At 47.1% G+C, this 17,247-nt stretch carries 16 protein-coding genes; 8 read left to right on the top strand and 8 right to left on the bottom strand.

The window, feature by feature from the left end; all coding sequences use genetic code 11:
• Nucleotides 1–158 precede the first annotated feature (158 nt).
• From guaA to ACFS7Z_RS00350, 6 genes are all read left to right on the top strand, one after another.
• A complete protein-coding gene (gene guaA, locus ACFS7Z_RS00375; RefSeq protein WP_377479159.1) occupies nt 159–1,688 on the top strand; it encodes a glutamine-hydrolyzing GMP synthase in 1,530 nt (509 codons plus the stop codon).
• Between the two features lie 93 nt (nt 1,689–1,781).
• On the top strand, nt 1,782–3,482 hold the full coding sequence (locus ACFS7Z_RS00370; protein ID WP_377479156.1) for an ABC transporter substrate-binding protein: 1,701 nt from the start codon (nt 1,782–1,784) through the stop codon (nt 3,480–3,482).
• A 31-nt stretch (nt 3,483–3,513) separates the two neighbouring features.
• Nucleotides 3,514–4,812, top strand: coding sequence for a glutamate-1-semialdehyde 2,1-aminomutase (gene hemL / locus ACFS7Z_RS00365; RefSeq protein WP_377479154.1), 1,299 nt, complete (start codon nt 3,514–3,516; stop codon nt 4,810–4,812).
• A 212-nt stretch (nt 4,813–5,024) separates the two neighbouring features.
• Nucleotides 5,025–5,561, top strand: coding sequence for a dCTP deaminase (gene dcd / locus ACFS7Z_RS00360; RefSeq protein ID WP_377479150.1), 537 nt, complete (start codon nt 5,025–5,027; stop codon nt 5,559–5,561).
• A gap of 181 nt (nt 5,562–5,742) precedes the next feature.
• Complete coding sequence (locus tag ACFS7Z_RS00355; RefSeq protein WP_377479147.1) at nt 5,743–6,192, top strand: hypothetical protein; 450 nt, start codon at nt 5,743–5,745, stop codon at nt 6,190–6,192.
• Between the two features lie 234 nt (nt 6,193–6,426).
• Nucleotides 6,427–6,906, top strand: a complete 480-nt coding sequence (locus ACFS7Z_RS00350) for a hypothetical protein (protein WP_377479143.1) — start codon at nt 6,427–6,429, stop codon at nt 6,904–6,906.
• Between the two features lie 69 nt (nt 6,907–6,975).
• Here the strand turns inward: ACFS7Z_RS00350 and gldC are convergent, their stop codons facing one another.
• The gene (gene gldC, locus ACFS7Z_RS00345) at nt 6,976–7,320 is read right to left on the bottom strand and encodes a gliding motility protein GldC (RefSeq protein WP_377479140.1); all 345 of its coding nucleotides are present in this window, start codon (nt 7,318–7,320) and stop codon (nt 6,976–6,978) included.
• Nucleotides 7,321–7,396: 76 nt separating this feature from the next.
• On the opposite strand from gldC, the gene ACFS7Z_RS00340 reads away from it, so the two are divergent.
• Complete coding sequence (locus ACFS7Z_RS00340; RefSeq protein ID WP_377479137.1) at nt 7,397–8,443, top strand: endonuclease/exonuclease/phosphatase family protein; 1,047 nt, start codon at nt 7,397–7,399, stop codon at nt 8,441–8,443.
• Nucleotides 8,444–8,919: 476 nt separating this feature from the next.
• Here ACFS7Z_RS00340 and dnaN read toward each other — a convergent pair whose 3' ends face one another.
• The 7 genes from dnaN to ACFS7Z_RS00305 form a co-directional block, all read right to left on the bottom strand.
• Nucleotides 8,920–10,044: a DNA polymerase III subunit beta gene (dnaN, locus tag ACFS7Z_RS00335; protein WP_377479134.1), complete on the bottom strand. Its 1,125-nt coding sequence runs from the start codon at nt 10,042–10,044 to the stop codon at nt 8,920–8,922.
• Nucleotides 10,045–10,151: 107 nt separating this feature from the next.
• Nucleotides 10,152–11,843, bottom strand: coding sequence for a gliding motility-associated ABC transporter substrate-binding protein GldG (gene gldG / locus ACFS7Z_RS00330; RefSeq protein WP_377479132.1), 1,692 nt, complete (start codon nt 11,841–11,843; stop codon nt 10,152–10,154).
• Entirely contained in the window at nt 11,837–12,565 is a 729-nt protein-coding gene (gene gldF / locus ACFS7Z_RS00325; protein ID WP_377479129.1) for a gliding motility-associated ABC transporter permease subunit GldF, read from the bottom strand. The genes gldG and gldF overlap by 7 nt, the downstream gene beginning before the upstream one ends.
• A 106-nt stretch (nt 12,566–12,671) precedes the next feature.
• Nucleotides 12,672–13,589 carry a gliding motility-associated ABC transporter ATP-binding subunit GldA gene (gene gldA / locus ACFS7Z_RS00320; protein WP_377479126.1) on the bottom strand — a complete coding sequence of 306 codons (918 nt, stop codon included), beginning with the start codon at nt 13,587–13,589 and terminating at the stop codon, nt 12,672–12,674.
• A gap of 226 nt (nt 13,590–13,815) precedes the next feature.
• Nucleotides 13,816–14,520, bottom strand: a complete 705-nt coding sequence (locus ACFS7Z_RS00315) for an SDR family oxidoreductase (protein WP_377479123.1) — start codon at nt 14,518–14,520, stop codon at nt 13,816–13,818.
• 385 nt (nt 14,521–14,905) lie between these two features.
• Nucleotides 14,906–15,529: a hypothetical protein gene (locus tag ACFS7Z_RS00310; RefSeq protein ID WP_377479120.1), complete on the bottom strand. Its 624-nt coding sequence runs from the start codon at nt 15,527–15,529 to the stop codon at nt 14,906–14,908.
• A gap of 133 nt (nt 15,530–15,662) precedes the next feature.
• A complete protein-coding gene (locus ACFS7Z_RS00305) occupies nt 15,663–16,370 on the bottom strand; it encodes an SDR family oxidoreductase (RefSeq protein ID WP_377479117.1) in 708 nt (235 codons plus the stop codon).
• 114 nt (nt 16,371–16,484) lie between these two features.
• Between ACFS7Z_RS00305 and ACFS7Z_RS00300 the strand changes: the two genes are divergently transcribed.
• The gene (locus ACFS7Z_RS00300; protein ID WP_377479113.1) at nt 16,485–17,216 is read left to right on the top strand and encodes an MlaE family ABC transporter permease; all 732 of its coding nucleotides are present in this window, start codon (nt 16,485–16,487) and stop codon (nt 17,214–17,216) included.
• Nucleotides 17,217–17,247 lie beyond the last annotated feature (31 nt).

Genomic DNA, 17,247 nt, shown 5'->3' with positions numbered 1-17,247 from the left:
TATAAAAATTTAAAAAATGTTCCCTCTGCCTTACGCTTTTACATTAATTAACCCAAAACCACTCTCCTACCGGGTGCTATTTTAACAAAGCAAAGCCAACAGGGACGCTTCTGTCTAATTAAATTGGCAAAAACTGTAAAAGCACCTTACCTTTGCACATGCCAGAAAAAATTCTCATTCTCGATTTTGGCTCCCAATACACCCAACTTATCGCCAGAAGGGTGCGCGAGCTAAATGTATATTGCGAAATATACCCTTACAACAATGTGCCGCCCCTTACAGAAGAGGTGAAAGGCGTGATACTTTCGGGCAGCCCCTGCTCAGTACGCGACGAAGAGCATCCTACCATTGATTTAAGCCATTATCTGGGCAAACAACCTGTTTTAGGCGTTTGCTACGGTGCGCAGCTGATTGCCTATGAGCATGGTGGTGACGTAACTCCTTCTACCATTCGGGAGTATGGCCGTGCCCGCCTCAGCGAACTGCACAACGCAGACCGCCTGCTGAAGGAACTGACGCTGGGTTCTGTGGTTTGGATGTCGCATGGTGACACCATAAAAGAGGTACCAGATAATATAGAGGTCATCGCCAGCACGCCAAGTGTGCGCGTGGCAGCCTATAAACTGCGCGGCCAGGAGACCTACGGCATCCAGTTCCATCCGGAAGTGACACACTCAGACGAAGGGAAAACGCTGCTCCGAAATTTCGTGGTGCACATCTGCGGCTGCCAGCAGGACTGGACAGCAGAGCAATTTGTGGAAGCCACTGTAGCGCAGTTACAGGAGAAACTAGGAAACGATAAAGTAGTGCTGGGCTTATCAGGAGGTGTAGACTCCAGTGTGGCTGCCATGCTGATTCATCACGCGATTGGAAAGAACCTGTACTGCATTTTTGTTGACAATGGCCTGCTGCGGAAAGATGAGTTTGAAACAGTTCTTGACTCTTATAAGCACATGGGTCTGAATGTAAAGGGTGTTGATGCAAAAGAAAAGTTTTATGCAGCTCTGGAAGGATTAAGAGACCCTGAACTGAAGCGTAAAGCCATCGGCCGCACCTTTATAGAGGTATTCGACGACGAGGCACACCAGATAGAAGACGTAAAGTGGCTGGCGCAGGGTACTATTTACCCGGACGTCATCGAGTCGCTGAGCGTGAACGGCCCATCTGCCACCATCAAGTCGCACCACAACGTGGGAGGCTTGCCTGATTTTATGAAACTGCAGGTAGTGGAGCCACTGAACACACTCTTCAAAGATGAAGTACGTTTAGTAGGAAGAACACTTAAGATTGATGAAACCATTATTGGCCGCCATCCTTTCCCGGGCCCTGGTTTGGCCATCCGTATCCTGAGCGATATTACGCCGCAGAAGGTGCACATCCTGCAGCAGGTAGACCATATTTTTATCAGCAGCCTGAAAAGCGCCGGCCTCTACGACGAAGTATGGCAGGCAGGAGCTATACTGACGCCTGTGCAGTCGGTGGGTGTGATGGGTGATGAGCGTACGTATGAGCATGTGGTAGCGCTCCGTGCCGTAACAAGTGTGGATGGTATGACAGCCGACTGGTGCCGTTTACCGTACGATTTTCTGGCAGATGTTTCGAATGAAATTATAAACAAGGTAAAAGGAGTGAACCGCGTAGTGTACGACATTTCCTCTAAGCCACCTGCTACTATTGAGTGGGAATAACGTTTAAGAGAAAGACCAAAGACAAAGGAAAAAGAACTGACACATTATCAGGACCTTTTCTTTTGTCTTTTCTCCTTTATGATAGCAATAAATATGATTCAAAGCTTTAGGAATAAAGTAGCTGGCCTCTTGCTGTTGAGTGCACTGGCTATGCCCGCGCAGGCGCAGGTGCAGGATGCCAGCACCAGTTACAACAATGGTAAAATCCTGCTGCAGCAGCAGCGGTACGATTTAGCAATGGCAGAACTACTGCCACTTACAGACACCCGTAGCCTTTATGCCCCGGAAGCTTCCTACTTCTACGCCCTGGCTGCCTTAAAAAACAACAAGCCTGATGAGGCTTACCAGATGCTGCAGCAGCTTCAGAACGAGCATCCGAACTGGAGCGGTATGGCCGATGCAGATTACCTGCTGGCCAACGTCCTTTTTGAGCAGGAAGCGTACGAACGCGCCCTGAGCAAGCTGCAGGAGCTAAAGGGCTCTGCCCTGGAGAATGACGCTCAGGGCCTGAAGCGGTTTTACCTGAACAGAATCCATGACAAAGCTGCCTTTGAACGCCTGCTGCAGCGCTTCGATGATGACAAAACAGTGGCTCAGGTATATGCCGACAAGTTAATACAGGGCTGGTACCGCCCGCAGGATCGACAGAAGCTGGAGAGGCTTGTAACAAAACACAACTTAGACCGCAGCCGTTATTTAAGTGCAAGTGCCTTGCGTGGCCAGGGCTATAATGTAGCCTTGCTCCTTCCCTTTCAGCTGAACCAAGGTTTACAGCAGACAGCCCGCAAAAGCCAGTTTGTGACAGATTTGTATGCCGGCATGAAGCTCGCGCAGGATTCGCTGCAGAAGCAGGGCATCGACATTAACCTCTTTACCTACGATACCAGTGCCGATACCATGAGCGTGAAGCGGGTGCTGGACCTGCCGGAGGTGAAGCAGATGAACCTCCTGATAGGCCCGATCTATAAATCAACGGCAAAGATTGCGGCCCGTTTTGCAGCTCAGAACAACATCAACGTCATCAACCCGCTATCGCAGGACCTGGAGATGGCGCAAGACAACGGCAATGTGTTCCTGTTCGAGTCTTCCATAGCAACGCAGGCCAGGCAGGCGGCCACTTTTGCTTATCAGAACTTCTCTCCTAAAACAGCTGTAGTAGTATACGAGGCCTCTAAAGAGGACACACATTTTGCTAACCTTTACCGGGAGCACTTCGAGAAGCTGGGAGGTAAAGTAAAAACCTTTAACAAGATCAACTCAAGCCAGGCTGCTGCTACTGCCGCTGCTTTCAGGGGCTTAAACCTGCAGGATGCCGGTCACATGGCCGTTTTCTCTGATAAGATGACAGCAGCCGTAAATGCTACCAGCCTGCTGCAGGGCACAGCGCGCACGCTTCCCCTCCTCACCTATGACAAATGGCTGGATATCAACCAGGTTTCCCTGCGGCAGCTCGACGACCTGGAAGCCTACTTCATCAGCCCGAAGTATCTCAATAAGGCAAACCCCCTCAACGACTGGTTCAGGAAGCAGTACATCAGCCGGTATAACCTCCCGCCTTCTATATATGCTTATGCCGGTTTTGAGATGCTGTATCACTTTGGCACGATGCTGAAGAACTATGGTCCGCAGTTTAATCAGCAGTTGGCGCAGTCCGGCACGAAGTTAGGCGTATTTTTTCCTGGCTTAAGCTATACAGACCTGAACAACCGGAACGAGGTAAGGCCAGATAATCAGTATGTACCTATAACGAAGCTGGAAAACCTGCAACTTATGGTGGTAAACCCGGTTCTCTAAGTAAATTGTTTTTTTGACCTACAAGATACACATGATACAAGCAGAAATTAGCAACGAGCTCTTCAAACGTGCCCAAAACAGTATACCAGGTGGAGTAAACTCTCCTGTAAGAGCTTTCAGAGCCGTTGGAGGCAATCCGCGTTTTATGGTATCTGCCAACGGACCTTACCTGTTTGATGAAGATGGAAACCGTTTCCTGGACCTGATAAATTCCTGGGGCCCTATGATTTTGGGGCATGCATCGGAAGTGGTGCAGGAGGCTGTGCAGAAGGCAATTCCTTACTCCCTCTCCTTTGGTGCCCCAACACGCAAGGAGGTTGAAATAGCGGAGCTGATTGTGAGCATGGTGCCGAGCATTGAGAAAGTACGCATGGTGAACTCTGGTACTGAGGCCACTATGTCTGCTATTCGTGTGGCACGCGGCTATACTGGCCGTGACAAGATAATAAAATTTGAGGGCTGCTACCATGGCCACGGCGACTCATTCCTGATTTCCGCAGGCAGTGGTGCCATCACCTTGGGTGTTCCTGATAGTCCCGGCGTGACAAAAGGGACTGCCAACGATACTCTCACAGCACCATACAACAACCTGGACGCTGTGAAGATGCTCGCTGACGCCAACAAAGGCCAGGTAGCTGCCATCATTATAGAACCGGTTGCCGGTAACATGGGGCTGGTAACACCCCGGCAGGGCTTCCTGCAAGGCCTCCGCAACCTGTGCGACCAGGAAGGCATCGTGCTGATTTTTGATGAGGTGATGACAGGGTTCAGACTCGCTCCGGGTGGGGCACAGGAATTGTATGGCGTTACTCCAGACATGAGCACGCTGGGCAAGATTATTGGAGGCGGTATGCCTGTTGGCGCCTATGGTGGCCGGAAAGAGATAATGGACTTCGTGGCGCCCGCGGGTCCTGTTTACCAGGCCGGCACCCTATCAGGCAACCCCATCGCCATGTCAGCCGGAATGGCAATGCTGACGTACCTGAAAGAACACCCGGAGACGTATACCCAGTTAGATAGTATTACTGCCAGCATGGTAGCGGGAATGCAGCAGAACATGCAGCAGTTGGGCCTGAACTATACCATCAACCGTGTCGGATCTATGTTCAGCATCTTCTTTACACAGGAGCAGGTAACAGGCTTTGACGCAGCAAAAACATCTGACACGGCGCTTTTCGGGCGCTACTTTAACAGTATGCTGCAAAGAGGCATCTACCTCGCTCCTTCTCAGTATGAGGCGCTGTTTGTATCTACAGCTATAACAGAAGACCTTGTAGAACAGTACGTACAGGCAAACCTGGAGGCCCTACAGGAAGCGCATCAGGTATAATTTAAAAGTAGAATTAATATGAAAAAGGAGCAGCAACCACTACAGGTGCTGCTCCTTTTTCATGTATCCTCATACAGGTTGCAGAGGTGTCTTTGGCATTGGGCTACTCATTGTAGCAGCCGGAATGCAACCATACTACACAGCAACTTTCAGCAAACCTTGTCTTATAGCTGCACATTTGCTTATTTTACAGACTACTTTTTAGCCACACCATGATATTAACAGATAAGCAGATTTTAGCTGAGATTGACAAAGGGACAATTCTGGTAGAGCCGTTTAACCGCGACTGCCTGGGCACTAACTCCTACGACGTGCATTTGGGACGTTACCTGGCCACTTACAAAGATGAAGTATTGGACGCCCGCAAGCATAATGAAATAGACATTTCCGAAATCCCGGAAGAAGGATACGTACTCAGGCCGGGAACGCTGTACCTGGGTGTAACGCTGGAGTATACAGAAACACATGCCCATGTACCTTTTCTCGAAGGAAAATCAAGTGTGGGCCGCTTGGGTATAGACATTCATGCCACAGCAGGCAAAGGAGATGTAGGTTTCTGTAACACCTGGACGCTTGAAATTTCTGTTTCGCACCCGGTGAGGGTATACTATGCCATGCCTATCGGGCAGCTGATATATTTTGAAGTAAAAGGCGGCATTGAAAACTACTATAACACCAAAGAAGACGCTAAATATAACAACCGAACCATGAAGCCGGTTGAGTCTATGATGTGGAAAAATGAGTGGTAAGTAATAAGTTTAGCAATACAAGAAAAAGCCGTTTTTTTAGCTAAAATTGGCTTTTTTGGCATAATATCTGCACTATATAAAGCGTTAAAGTGATACAACAAAGGCTGGAATTTTTTCACATCAACCTGCGTTTTGATACTTATAAACCGAACGAACCTAGAACTATAGAAAGAAATAAATTATGAAGAAACTATTGATAATGACTTGCATGGTATTCAGTGGTGCTTTTGCCGCCTCGGCACAGGATACACCCGTAATCTCGGCTCAGGAGAGAGCTACAAATCTTTCGAACGAGATGATTCGGGACCTGGGCCTGAATAACTATCAGTCAAGGAAAGTAAGCGAAATTAATCTTGATGTAGCAAAGCGTATGTTAGCAATCGAAACACAGTATGCAGGTAATCAGGATAAAATAAATGAACTTTGTAACGGTGTTTGTTCTGAGCGGGATGCCAGGCTTGAAAATATTTTGAGTACGGTACAATACAATGAATACTTTGGTGACCGTAAATCACTGGTAGCACTTGATAGAAAATTCATGAGTGAAGCCGCAGACAAAGCTCGGGCTGGTAACGGGGTAGCATCATCAGAAACTGCCAATACCGCAGCGAGAACATTAAGTATCAACTAATTTCCATGCAAGGATAGAAGATTTAATTTTTCCAGCTATAACAGGAAAGCCGCTCCCAATCAGGAGCGGCTTTCCTGTTATATAGAGGTTAATTGTCTGTATTCTTTTCATACCTGCTGTGGCCACAGTAGAATCTATTTACTGCTTTTCCAGCCACTGCCTTATCAAAACTGCTCTGTTACACGTATATATAAACAGACGATAACTAAACATTCGAAAGGAAGGACATAATTTATGAAAAAGATATTGGTAATGGCTTGTATGATGTTTGGTTCAACTCTAGCGACGAATGCCACTGGATCCAAAATGGCCACAAAAGCCCCCGGTGATAAATCGTCTAACACCTTGGCAAGTTCAAGAGCGAAGCACCTGAGTGATCAGATGATTCGTGGGTTGCAACTAAACAACTACCAGTCTGGAAAAATAAGAGAAATTAACCTAAAGGTTGCTGAGCAGATCACAGCAATAGAAGAAAACCATGCCGGCAATCAGGCACAGATTGATGCACTAAGCAAAGAAGTGTATGCGGAGCGTGACCGCTTTTTGGAAAACGTATTGAGTACCGTGCAGTACAACGACTACTTTGGCCATCGTAAAGCCTATACGGCCATGGACAAAGAGTACACTGCGAAGTTAAACGGAACAGACACTGGCGGTGATGCCACTGCTACTACTACTCCTGGTACAGGATCTAACACTCTTAGTGCAAACTAAACAATCACAAGATTTTAAATATAAGCAACAGGGCCGCCTCGTTATCGGGGCGGCCCTGTTGCTTATCAGCTATTTGTTCTCATTATTTTGCCGTTGCTGCTCTACATGCGTCATCAGTTCTTCGCATAGCGCCTGAATTTTCTTCGCCATCACCTGGTCGCTGGTAGCGGTAGCAATGCTTTGTGCCATAGCTCCCATGGTGTCGATGTAAAAATACTTCATCTCATCTACCGGCATGTCTTTCGTCCATAAATCAATTTTCATAGTACCCGCCTCATCTCTGTCCCAGAGGGATACGTTGATTGCTTTGGCAAAATGGATCTTGTCACCCGCATCCGTTGCACGCCAGCTGATGGCTTCCGGTACGCGGTTATCATCTAAGGCAATGCTAAAATATATTTCAGATTTTTTCATTTGATCAATTTTTAAACTTTATAGTGTGTGAAACTCGTAATATTCGTATTCAAATATATGAGCACAAAGTTACACGATGCACCACGGAATTAAAACCCTCTCCTTCTTTTTTACCCTAATCCTCCTTGGCAGTTGTGCCAGAACGCCACTGTCAACGCAGAAAGGAAAGCTCTACACTATAGCCTTCTATAATACTGAAAAGTTATTCGACACCAAAAATGACCCGAAGACAGCAGACGATGCCTATACCCCGACCGGCGAAAGAGAATGGACGGAAGAACGGTATAACAGGAAGCTTAAGAACATAGCCTCCGTTATAGCCGGTATTGGAGGCAAAGGAAGCCCGGCGGTAGTAGGACTGGGCGAGGTAGAGAACAAACAAGTGGTAGAAGAGCTTGTGAATACGTCCCCTCTCAAGAAATTCGACTATAATGTCATACATTACGATATGCCGGACGAGCAGGGGCTGGATGTTGCACTCATCTACCAGCCCAAGCATTTCAAACCTACTGCCACACAAGCTATTCCTATTAAATTCAGCGAAGGAAATTATTCATCCCGTGATATCCTGCAGGTTAAAGGGGAATTAAGGGGAGAACCAGTGACCATCTATGTCACTCACTGGCCTCCCCGCAACAGGACCCGTTCTGGCAGGCAGGACGACACCAGGTTGCGAAACGCAGCAAGAACCCTCCGGCAGCAGATTGAGCAGCAGCAAAAGGTTGATCCGAACACTAAAATTATTGTGTTAGGGGATTTTGATGCAGAACCAGACGCAGCCGTCATGAAAGAGGTACTGAATGCAACCGGAAGACCAGATCCTGCTTATAAAGAAGAATTGTTCAACACGCATTACCTGTCCTTTGTAAATAGGGCTGGTACTTACGCGAACGAAGGGGATTTTAAGGTGCTGGACCAGATTCTGGTCTCAAAGTCGTTGCTGACAAATAATACTGGACTGCAGTACGTAAGAGGCTCGGCCGGAATACATGCTCCTGATTTTAGTAAATTCCTTTTCGGGAAGTACAAGGATACTCCGAACCGAACATACTCTGGCAATTTATACATCGGCGGCTATAGTGACCATTTTCCAGTTTATATTCAGTTGCAAAGGAAGAGGTAATACCAATACGCACATAGTATTCCATAAGAATGCTGTCTAAGCTACCGTAGACTCAGTTCATGCAACGATGGTAAACCTACTTCCATAGTTTAAGTATGTGCTTTCTAGGCCGAGAGGCCTCGTTGTGGGGGTAGGGGCCCTCTTAAAGGCATCGCGCTGGGAGTTTTTCTGCGCCAAGGCTATGCCGGCTCCCGCAGCACCTATAAATATCCAGTTATAAGGCTCCTAAACCTAGGCGCTCAACCCAAAGACTGGAATCTGTTTTGATTCGTGTGGGCGAATAGAAAAGACCAGGCTTTATGAAAGGAGCTTTATGTAACGGTATAACTCTTATAGTTGCAACACAAAATTCCTGTTGAAGGTAGTACGGTGATTTATAATAGACATGGCATCACCCTAGTATAACAAGAAAGGCGAGCAATACTCCTCGCCTTTCTTGTTATATACTTAGTATTGTTAACCTTATGCAGGCTTACTTAAACATAATTATTAAGCATTACCGGCATTACCAGCATCAGCACGTTTTCGCTGTCTTCATTTACGATTGGCATCAGCAGACCGGCGCGGTTTGGCGTGGATAGCTCAAAGGTAATCTCATCAGAGTCAAGGTTGTTAAGCATCTCCATCAGGAATTTGGCGTTGAACCCTATTTCCATGTCCTCCCCTTCATACTGGCAGGCCAGTCGCTCATTGGCTTCATTGGAGAAGTCCAGGTCCTCAGCAGATACCTGCAATTCAGAGCCGTTCAGCTTCAGCCGAATCTGGTGTGTCGTCTTATTGGAGTAGATAGAGATACGTTTCACTGAACTTAACAGATCCTGGCGATCTATCACCAGTTTGTTCGGGTTCTGAACCGGTATAACGTTTTCGTAATCCGGATAACGCTCATCAATGAGCCGGCAAATCATTCGGATATTATCGAAGCTAAAGAAAGCGTTGGACTGGTTGAACTCCATTCTTACAGCCACTGCCTCTGAGGGCAACGTAGACTTCAGCAGCGTAAATGCCTTGCGCGGTATGATAAGAGAAGCTTCCTGGGTTGTAGCAACATCCGTGCGGCGGTAGCGAAGCAGGCGGTGGCCATCTGTTGCAACAAAAGTCACGTTGTCATGGCGCAGCTGCACGAATATACCCGTCATGGCCGGGCGAAGTTCATCGCTGCTTACTGCAAATATTGTTTTGTTGATGGCTCTTGCCAGCACATTTGATGGAATGTCTATGGCATTGGCACCCTGAACAACCGGCACACGCGGGAAATCCGTAGCGTTTTCACCGGACAGTTTATAGCGGCCATTAGAAGAGCTAATTTCAATGGTATAGGTCTCCTCGTCAATCGTGAAAGTTACCGGCTGGTCTGGCAGGTTTTTCAGTGTTTCCAGCAGGATCTTAGCAGGAGCGGCGATACGCCCGTTCTCCTTCGCCTCTACCGGCAGCTCTGTAATCATGGATGTCTCCAGGTCACTGGCTGTGATGGTAAGGGTGCTGTTGTTGATCTCGAACAGGAAGTTCTCAAGGATTGGCACGACCGGGTTGTTAGTGACCACTCCGTTGATGCTGGATAACTGCTTCAGAAGCGCAGATGAAGAGACGATAAATTTCATTATTCTACCTATAATGTTATGCTGACAAAGTTATAAATATTTCGCATTTCTCCTACGCCTTTCACAGGTCCTTTTTCGTGCCCTGCTGTGTAAGAGCAGTATAAAATTTAAAAGCGTTCATATTTACGCTTCCGCAGGTAATAGCGGCTAACACCAAACAGGCCTAAGAGCACAATAGGAGCCGCTAGATTGAGCAGCTGCCAGTAGGTTTTCTCTTCCCGCACGCGCACCTTGTCCAGCGGCCGTAGTACAATTTCTTTGCTTCTAACATTAATCAACCCCTCTGAATCGAGCAGGTAATGGATAGTGTTCATGGCAAGGTCTCTGTTGGCAAAAGTGATGTTGTTATAACGGTCGAAGCCCAGTTCATAGGCTTGCCCGGTACGCGAGTTGATTTCGTTTCGCACCATATCTCCGTCTGAGAAAACAGCAATTTTGGTAGGCACTCCCTGCTCTTTTACGTTCGTGTCCTGCACTCCAGCCGGTGCCAGCCGGTTGCGGAACAGGGAAGTGAAGGCTCCTTCCAGCAGATACCCTACAGGCTGCTCTCCATCCTGGAACAGTTCGGGTTTTACCTCCATCCGTGCCTCTTCCAGCGTGATTGGAACCGGCGGCTCCAGTATTCTGGAATATGGAGAGGTAAATACCAGCGGCGTCTTTTTAACTCCTTCCGCTTTTACTGTATCAATGGTACCAACAAATTTTGTATAAACCGCATCAAGGTTGCGCGTTATAGGATGCTGGCTAAAGTTATTCAGCAAGGGATAGAAGCGCCAGTTGATCATTTCTGTCTGTGGCCGGTCACCGGCATATCCTGTTACTAAGGGTATAAAGCCCGAGTTAAGGTCCATGACCATGGTCGGGTTCAGGCGCACGCCATAGCGGAACAACAGGTCCTCGAGGTTGAGGTTGTAAGGCACTGCAAACATCCCTCCTGCACCCACACTGTCCATGTTGGCGTTCAGTGCATCCACAAAGAAAACGGCCTTACCACCTTTCATGATGAACTGGTCTATCTTGTACTTGTCAGCCTCTGTGAACTGGGAAGTAGGCTTCGCCACAATGATGAGGTCCAGCCCCTCCAGCGATGGAATTTCGCCCAACTCACCTCTGGCAACACGGTAGTACTCCTGTAAAGAGCCTAACAGGTCAGTTACCTGCTGCATCTCCAGTTCTCCCTGGCCTGTTAAGTAGCCGATCACTTTGTTTCCCTGGAAAGCCACTTTACGGATAGCGCTGGCCAATTCATACTCCACCCCTTCCACAGACTGGTTCAGGCGTTCATCCGGCGAGGCGGCCAGGTTTCCCTTTAGCAGGTTTACAGCTGTTTCCTTGCCATTGTAGCGTACAATGGCCCCTGGGAATACCAGGCGCTCCACCTGCTTGCCATCTTCAGTCGCTCTAAGATTCGTAGGGGTTATGCCTTTTTTGGCCAGATTAGTAATGAATTCATTCCGCTGTTGCTCATCCGAAATCTCGTTTGGATCTATAAAATTAAAGCGCAGGTTGCCGTCGGAGTAGATTTGAAACTCGTCTAATGTTTCGCGCACCGACTGCTGCAGCCGCTTGAAACCAGCCGGAAAATCACCCTCCAGGTATACATCCACCACCACTTCGTTCTCCAGGCTGCCCAGCATTTGTTTCGTAACCGGAGCAATCGTATAGCGCTTGTCCTCTGTCAGGTCAATGCGGAAGAAAAAGTTAGCCGCCAGCACATTCAGCAGAATGATACCTGCTATCCAACAAATAAATTTCAGAATGTCGCTCCCCCGTCTGCTCTTATTTTGCACTGCTACCATTTTCTGCTCTTTAAGACAAGTTTAGTCGCCAATACCATTATCGCGATGACGCTCAGGAAGTAGAGCACATCCCTTGAATCGACTAAGCCCTTGCTGATGGAGGAATAGTGATAGGATATGCCTAACTGGCTAATAAGGTAACTGTAGCTGCCCCACACAGGAATGGAAGCAATCAGATCGAAGCCTGTGTAGATGATGTAGCACAAAAAAACTGCAATTACGAATGAAATGATTTGGTTGTCGGAAACGGAGGATGCAAAAACACCAATAGCAGCGAAAACGCCTGCCAGGAAAATCAGTCCGATATAAGAGCCTACCACGGCCGCAGAATCCACGTTGCCCTGCGGATTACCTAACTCATAAACAGAATAGTAATACAGCAAAGTAGGGACCAGCGCAAACAGACCCAGCAGCAGTGCGGCAAAGTATTTCCCCAGTATTAATTCCAAGTCTGTCAGTGGCTTTGTCAGGAGCAGCTCAATTGTTCCTTCACGTTTTTCCTCTGCAAACGTACGCATCGTAATAGCCGGAATCAGGAACAGGAACAGCCAGGGAGCCATGTTAAACAGTGTCTGCAAATCGGCAAAGCCATATTCCAGCACGCTGCTTTCAGGAAATACCCACATAAACATGCCAATGGCCACCAAAAAAACCGTGATGACAATGTAGGCGATGAGGGAGTTTAGAAAGCCGTTAAATTCTTTTTTAAGTATGGAGAGCATTTTTTCAATTACGAATTACGAATTACGAATCACGAGTTGTAGTGCCAGCATGTGTTAAAGCATAGGGACATCTAATATCGCGCACGTAATTTTTGTCTGTCAACTTTTAGCTACTCTTGGTCAATTGCTGGAATATCTTTTCTAGAGAATTTTCTTCCTGTCGTAAGCCTACAAGAGGCCAGTTACGCTCCGCTGCTATCCTAAACACATTGGACCTGATATCAGCATCCCGGCTGGAGGTAACACGGTAGGTATAGCCGTTTGATGGTATTACGCGCAGCACACCAGGAATCGTTTGAAGCAACTCCACCTCTACCGCTTGCTCAAACTCCACCAGGGTCACCTTTTCATTACTTTGGTCCGCCTGCAGGCTCGCCACATCACTGTCGGCTACCAGTTTGCCCCTGTTAATTATCACGACGCGGTCACAGATGGCGGCTACCTCCTGCATAATATGTGTGGAGAAAATAACCGTCTTGTTCTGCCCGATGCGCTTAATAAGCGAACGTATCTCCACAATCTGGTTCGGGTCGAGACCTGTAGTGGGTTCATCCAGTATCAGCACCTGCGGGTCGTGGACCAATGCCTGTGCCAGCCCTACCCGTTGGCGGTAGCCTTTGGAAAGGGCTCCAATCTTCTTCCCCTGCTCCAGCTCAAGGCCACACAGCTCCACCATCTCCTGCACCCGTCCTTTTGCCCGTTTACCTTTCAGGCCATAGACAGAGGCGACAAAAGCAAGGTATTCGTGCACATACATATCCAGGTAAAGCGGATTATGCTCGGGCAGGTAACCTACAATACGGCGTACTGCCATCGGGTCCTGCACCACATCATGCCCGTTAACAAGTATGGTTCCTGCACTGGGAGGGAGGTAGCAGGTCGCAATTTTCATGGTCGTGGATTTACCGGCACCGTTCGGACCCAGGAAACCCAGTATTTGGCCCTGCTCTACCGAAAAAGAAATATTATCTACCGCATGCTGGGCACCGTAGATTTTAAAGAGATTTTTTACTTCAACAGACAACGCCTAAAATGCTAAATTTCAAATCATTTAATCATAAAAAGGAAAGCTAGTATCTCAATTCCTTTTAACATGCAGGCTAAAACAGCTTTTACCATTTAGTACCTTCTGAACAGAAAAAGAAGGTACAGGTGGCAGTAAGAACCTGGTTTCGCACCTACTCCTACTCTTCCAGGCTCTTTTTTATCAACCCAGACCGCAAAGCTACAAAAGCCGGGCCATTCTTCGTTTATTTCTTGCGCTTCCCTTTTGGCATGAGCGGGCGAACCTCTATATCCACGTGATGATAGTTGGGGTGTGATTCCAGGGCGTGCAAAATAGTGGAGGCTATATCTTCCGGCCGCATCATGTTCGGGCTTGCAGGAGAACTTTCCATGTTGTCAAAGAAGTTGGTTTCAGTAGACCCCGGATAGATACAGGTGACCTTAACACCAAAGTCGCGCACCTCCATGTAGAGAGAATGTGAGATGCCTTTCACCGCATGCTTGGTAGCGGCATAACCCGACATGCCCGGCACCCCAGTGGTGCCCGCTATAGATGAAATATTAACAATATGCCCTTCCTCCTGCTCCTTCATTCCAGGCAACACAAGGCGGGTGCAGTAAAACAGGCCATGTACATTCGTGTCAAACATGGTTCGCCAGTCTTCTATTTGCTGATCTTCGAAGTTAGCAGGTATACCCAGGCCGGCATTGTTTACCAGCACCGACACATGCACACCCAGTTTGGCAATTGTTTTACCAAAGGCCTGGTCGACTGACTCAGGAAACCGTACATCACATTCATAAAAGTGAAAATTTTCATGTTTCAGTTTCGGGGCTGTTCGTCCCCACCCAGCCACAACCATGCCTTTATCTAACAACGCCTTCACCGTTGCCAGTCCAATGCCATGACTAACTCCCGTTACTACTGCAATTTTACCTTTCAATTCCATAGCTTTATATTTTCTTAATCAGCAATTTATAGTTTAAGAGATACCTTGAGTCTGATTCTGCACTTCTACCTTAATTCATCTCCCTTCCTCCTAAAAAATTATCCGGCCTGCAAGCGCCCTTTTAAGTTACCGTTTAGAAGACCAGGAGCATGCGCACCAACTGATACTGCCAAATGAGTTATAGGGCATGGTTGCTTCATCCGATTTCAGTCAGGAAAACCATCTTTCGGATAGCTACCTTATTATCAGGGAGAAGCAAAATATATTTTAAACTTCTAATGCCATCATACTATAACCTGTAGAGCAAACCGACTCGTATCGCCCTTGAATACAAGCCATGGTTACCACCACCATAACCTTCCAGGTAATTCGTGAAGCCATGGGCTTAGCTGGTACTAATGCCGAATTGACGGTAATAGGCAGCTAGACCCAGCCGGGCCCGAACATCTGTTTCAGGTTTTGTTCTTTCTTTATCAATTGTATACTCTGTTCCATCATCTGTCATCGCCACTGCTTTCTCACTGCTGCTTAAGCCAAAGCCTATATCCGGCCCGACATTAACATCAAAGTCCACAGCACCTATGCTTTTCCTGTATCCCAGGTAAGGATGCACGTTGATGAAACTATTCTTCACGACAGACTTTCCAGATACTTCTTTCAACTCAATGTAGCTGGAATAGACTGCATCCTGTACATAGACTTTGTCTATACTGATTCTGTTTCGCAACACCTCTGCCCCTGCCTGTGCACCAATCACGAAATTGTTGCCTGTTACCCGTTGCACCTGCAATGATGCGCCATACGAAAGAGCAAATCTCTTTCCGAAAGGGTTACCGATTCGATTCCAGGAGTTGTCTAAGGTATAGTAGTCAATAACCGTTGTCCTGGCAGCTGATTCACCGCCGAATTTCGCAACTCCAGTATTCAGCTGCCCGGCAAACTCTACCTTTTGCCCATATGATAAAGCAGTGCAGGCCATCAATAACAATAGTAGCTTTAGCTTCTTCATACTATATAATATTTGGTTCCAGTCAGTTAAATAAGCTATACAAAGCAACACATGAAGTTCCGTACCTGTAGTGCACCTGGTATCCTGCTACCTCAAAACAGCTTGCTTATAGAGACAGTCAGCAATTCCTGAACTACAAATCGCCTAACTGTGGTCTTATCAGCAGTTCTTCTATCAAACTGTTATCAGACAGAGCATAAGCATTGAACATAGCCATCGCTACATCTTCGGCTTTTATAAAACGCTCTGGTGGCAGGTCTACTCCCTCCCAGCTGGCGGTCAGCGTAGCCCCCGGAAGTATAGCTGTCACCCGCACATTATGCTCTTTCAGCTCCTCGCGCAGCACCTTAGTCATGCCATACATGGCAAACTTCGAAATGCAGTAGGAGCCGCCGTTAATGTATGGGGTGATACTGGCCGTAGAGCAAAGGTTAAAGATATGGCCGGAGCGGCGTTTAATCATGTCAGGCACTATTCCTTTTGTTAAGTAATAGGCGCTGTAGAGGTTGGTCTGTATCATAAACGGCAGCGCTTCATCGTCTTCTTCCGTTAGCTTGCCTGGTATGAACAGGCCACTGTTGTTCACCAGCACATCAACTTTCACGTTCAGCTTCTTCACAAAATCAAGGAAGGACTTTCTGGATTTGCTTTCACTGAGATCGGCTTCCTGGTAAAAGACATTGGAAAATGTATAGTTCTGTTCAATCTCCAGCTTCAACTTTTGCAAGTCCTTTTCGTTTCGGGAACAGGTGATTATCTGAAAGCCTTCTTTGGCAAACTGTTCTATGACAGCCCTGCCAATTCCTTTTGTGCCGCCTGTTACCAAAATGTATTGTTGCATTGCTATCTATAGTTTAGTATGTTTTGGGATTTTGTACGTAATATAGGTATTTAACAGTATTTTTGCTTAAGATCATCTTTATATAGCATGATTTAACCAGCCCTTCAACCCTTTATGCTGCAACACTTCGGAAAGTATTTACTATTTATGTCCAGCCTCTTCTTTCGGGGAGAATCGCCCCGTATTCTGTTTAACCGCACGATGGATGAGGCTATTTTGATAGGCATCAACTCTATTTTTATTGTAGTGATCGTGTCTACCTTCATTGGGGCGGTAACCAGTGTGCAAATTTCCTATAACCTGGACAACGCCTTTATACCACGCTCCACCATTGGCTTTATGGTGAGGGAGATGACAATTCTTGAACTGGCCCCCACCATCACCTCTATTGTACTTGCCGGTAAGGTAGGCTCCAGTATTGCAGGTGGCCTGGGTACAATGCAGATAACCGAACAGGTGGATGCGCTGGAGGTAATGGGCATTAACTCTACCTCTTACCTTGTACTACCCAAAATAATAGCTGCCTTATTGGTTTTTCCGATGCTCGTGATTCTTGCCATGTTTCTGTCTATAGGTGGTGGCTTTGTAGCTGGCGTGCTGACTGGAGAAATATCACCTCAAGAATACGTATCAGGTATAAGGAGTGACTTTATACCTTACAACGTGCTGTTTGCACTAATTAAATCAGTCGTGTTTGCCTTTCTTGTCTCCTCCATTTCCTCTTTTAAGGGATATTATACCTCTGGGGGAGCCCTTGAAGTGGGTAGGGCAAGTACAGGAGCTGTAACGAACAGCGTGATAGCTATTCTGCTGGCTGACTTTGTACTGGCTAATCTGCTGCTGTAACATTATCAGTTCGCTTCTCTAATTGCTTTTA

Origin of the sequence: Pontibacter toksunensis, from assembly GCF_042686245.1 — a bacterium.
Classification (GTDB): domain Bacteria; phylum Bacteroidota; class Bacteroidia; order Cytophagales; family Hymenobacteraceae; genus Pontibacter; species Pontibacter toksunensis.
Note: the sequence above shows the minus strand (reverse complement) of the source record. Positions and strands in the feature narration are given on the sequence as shown.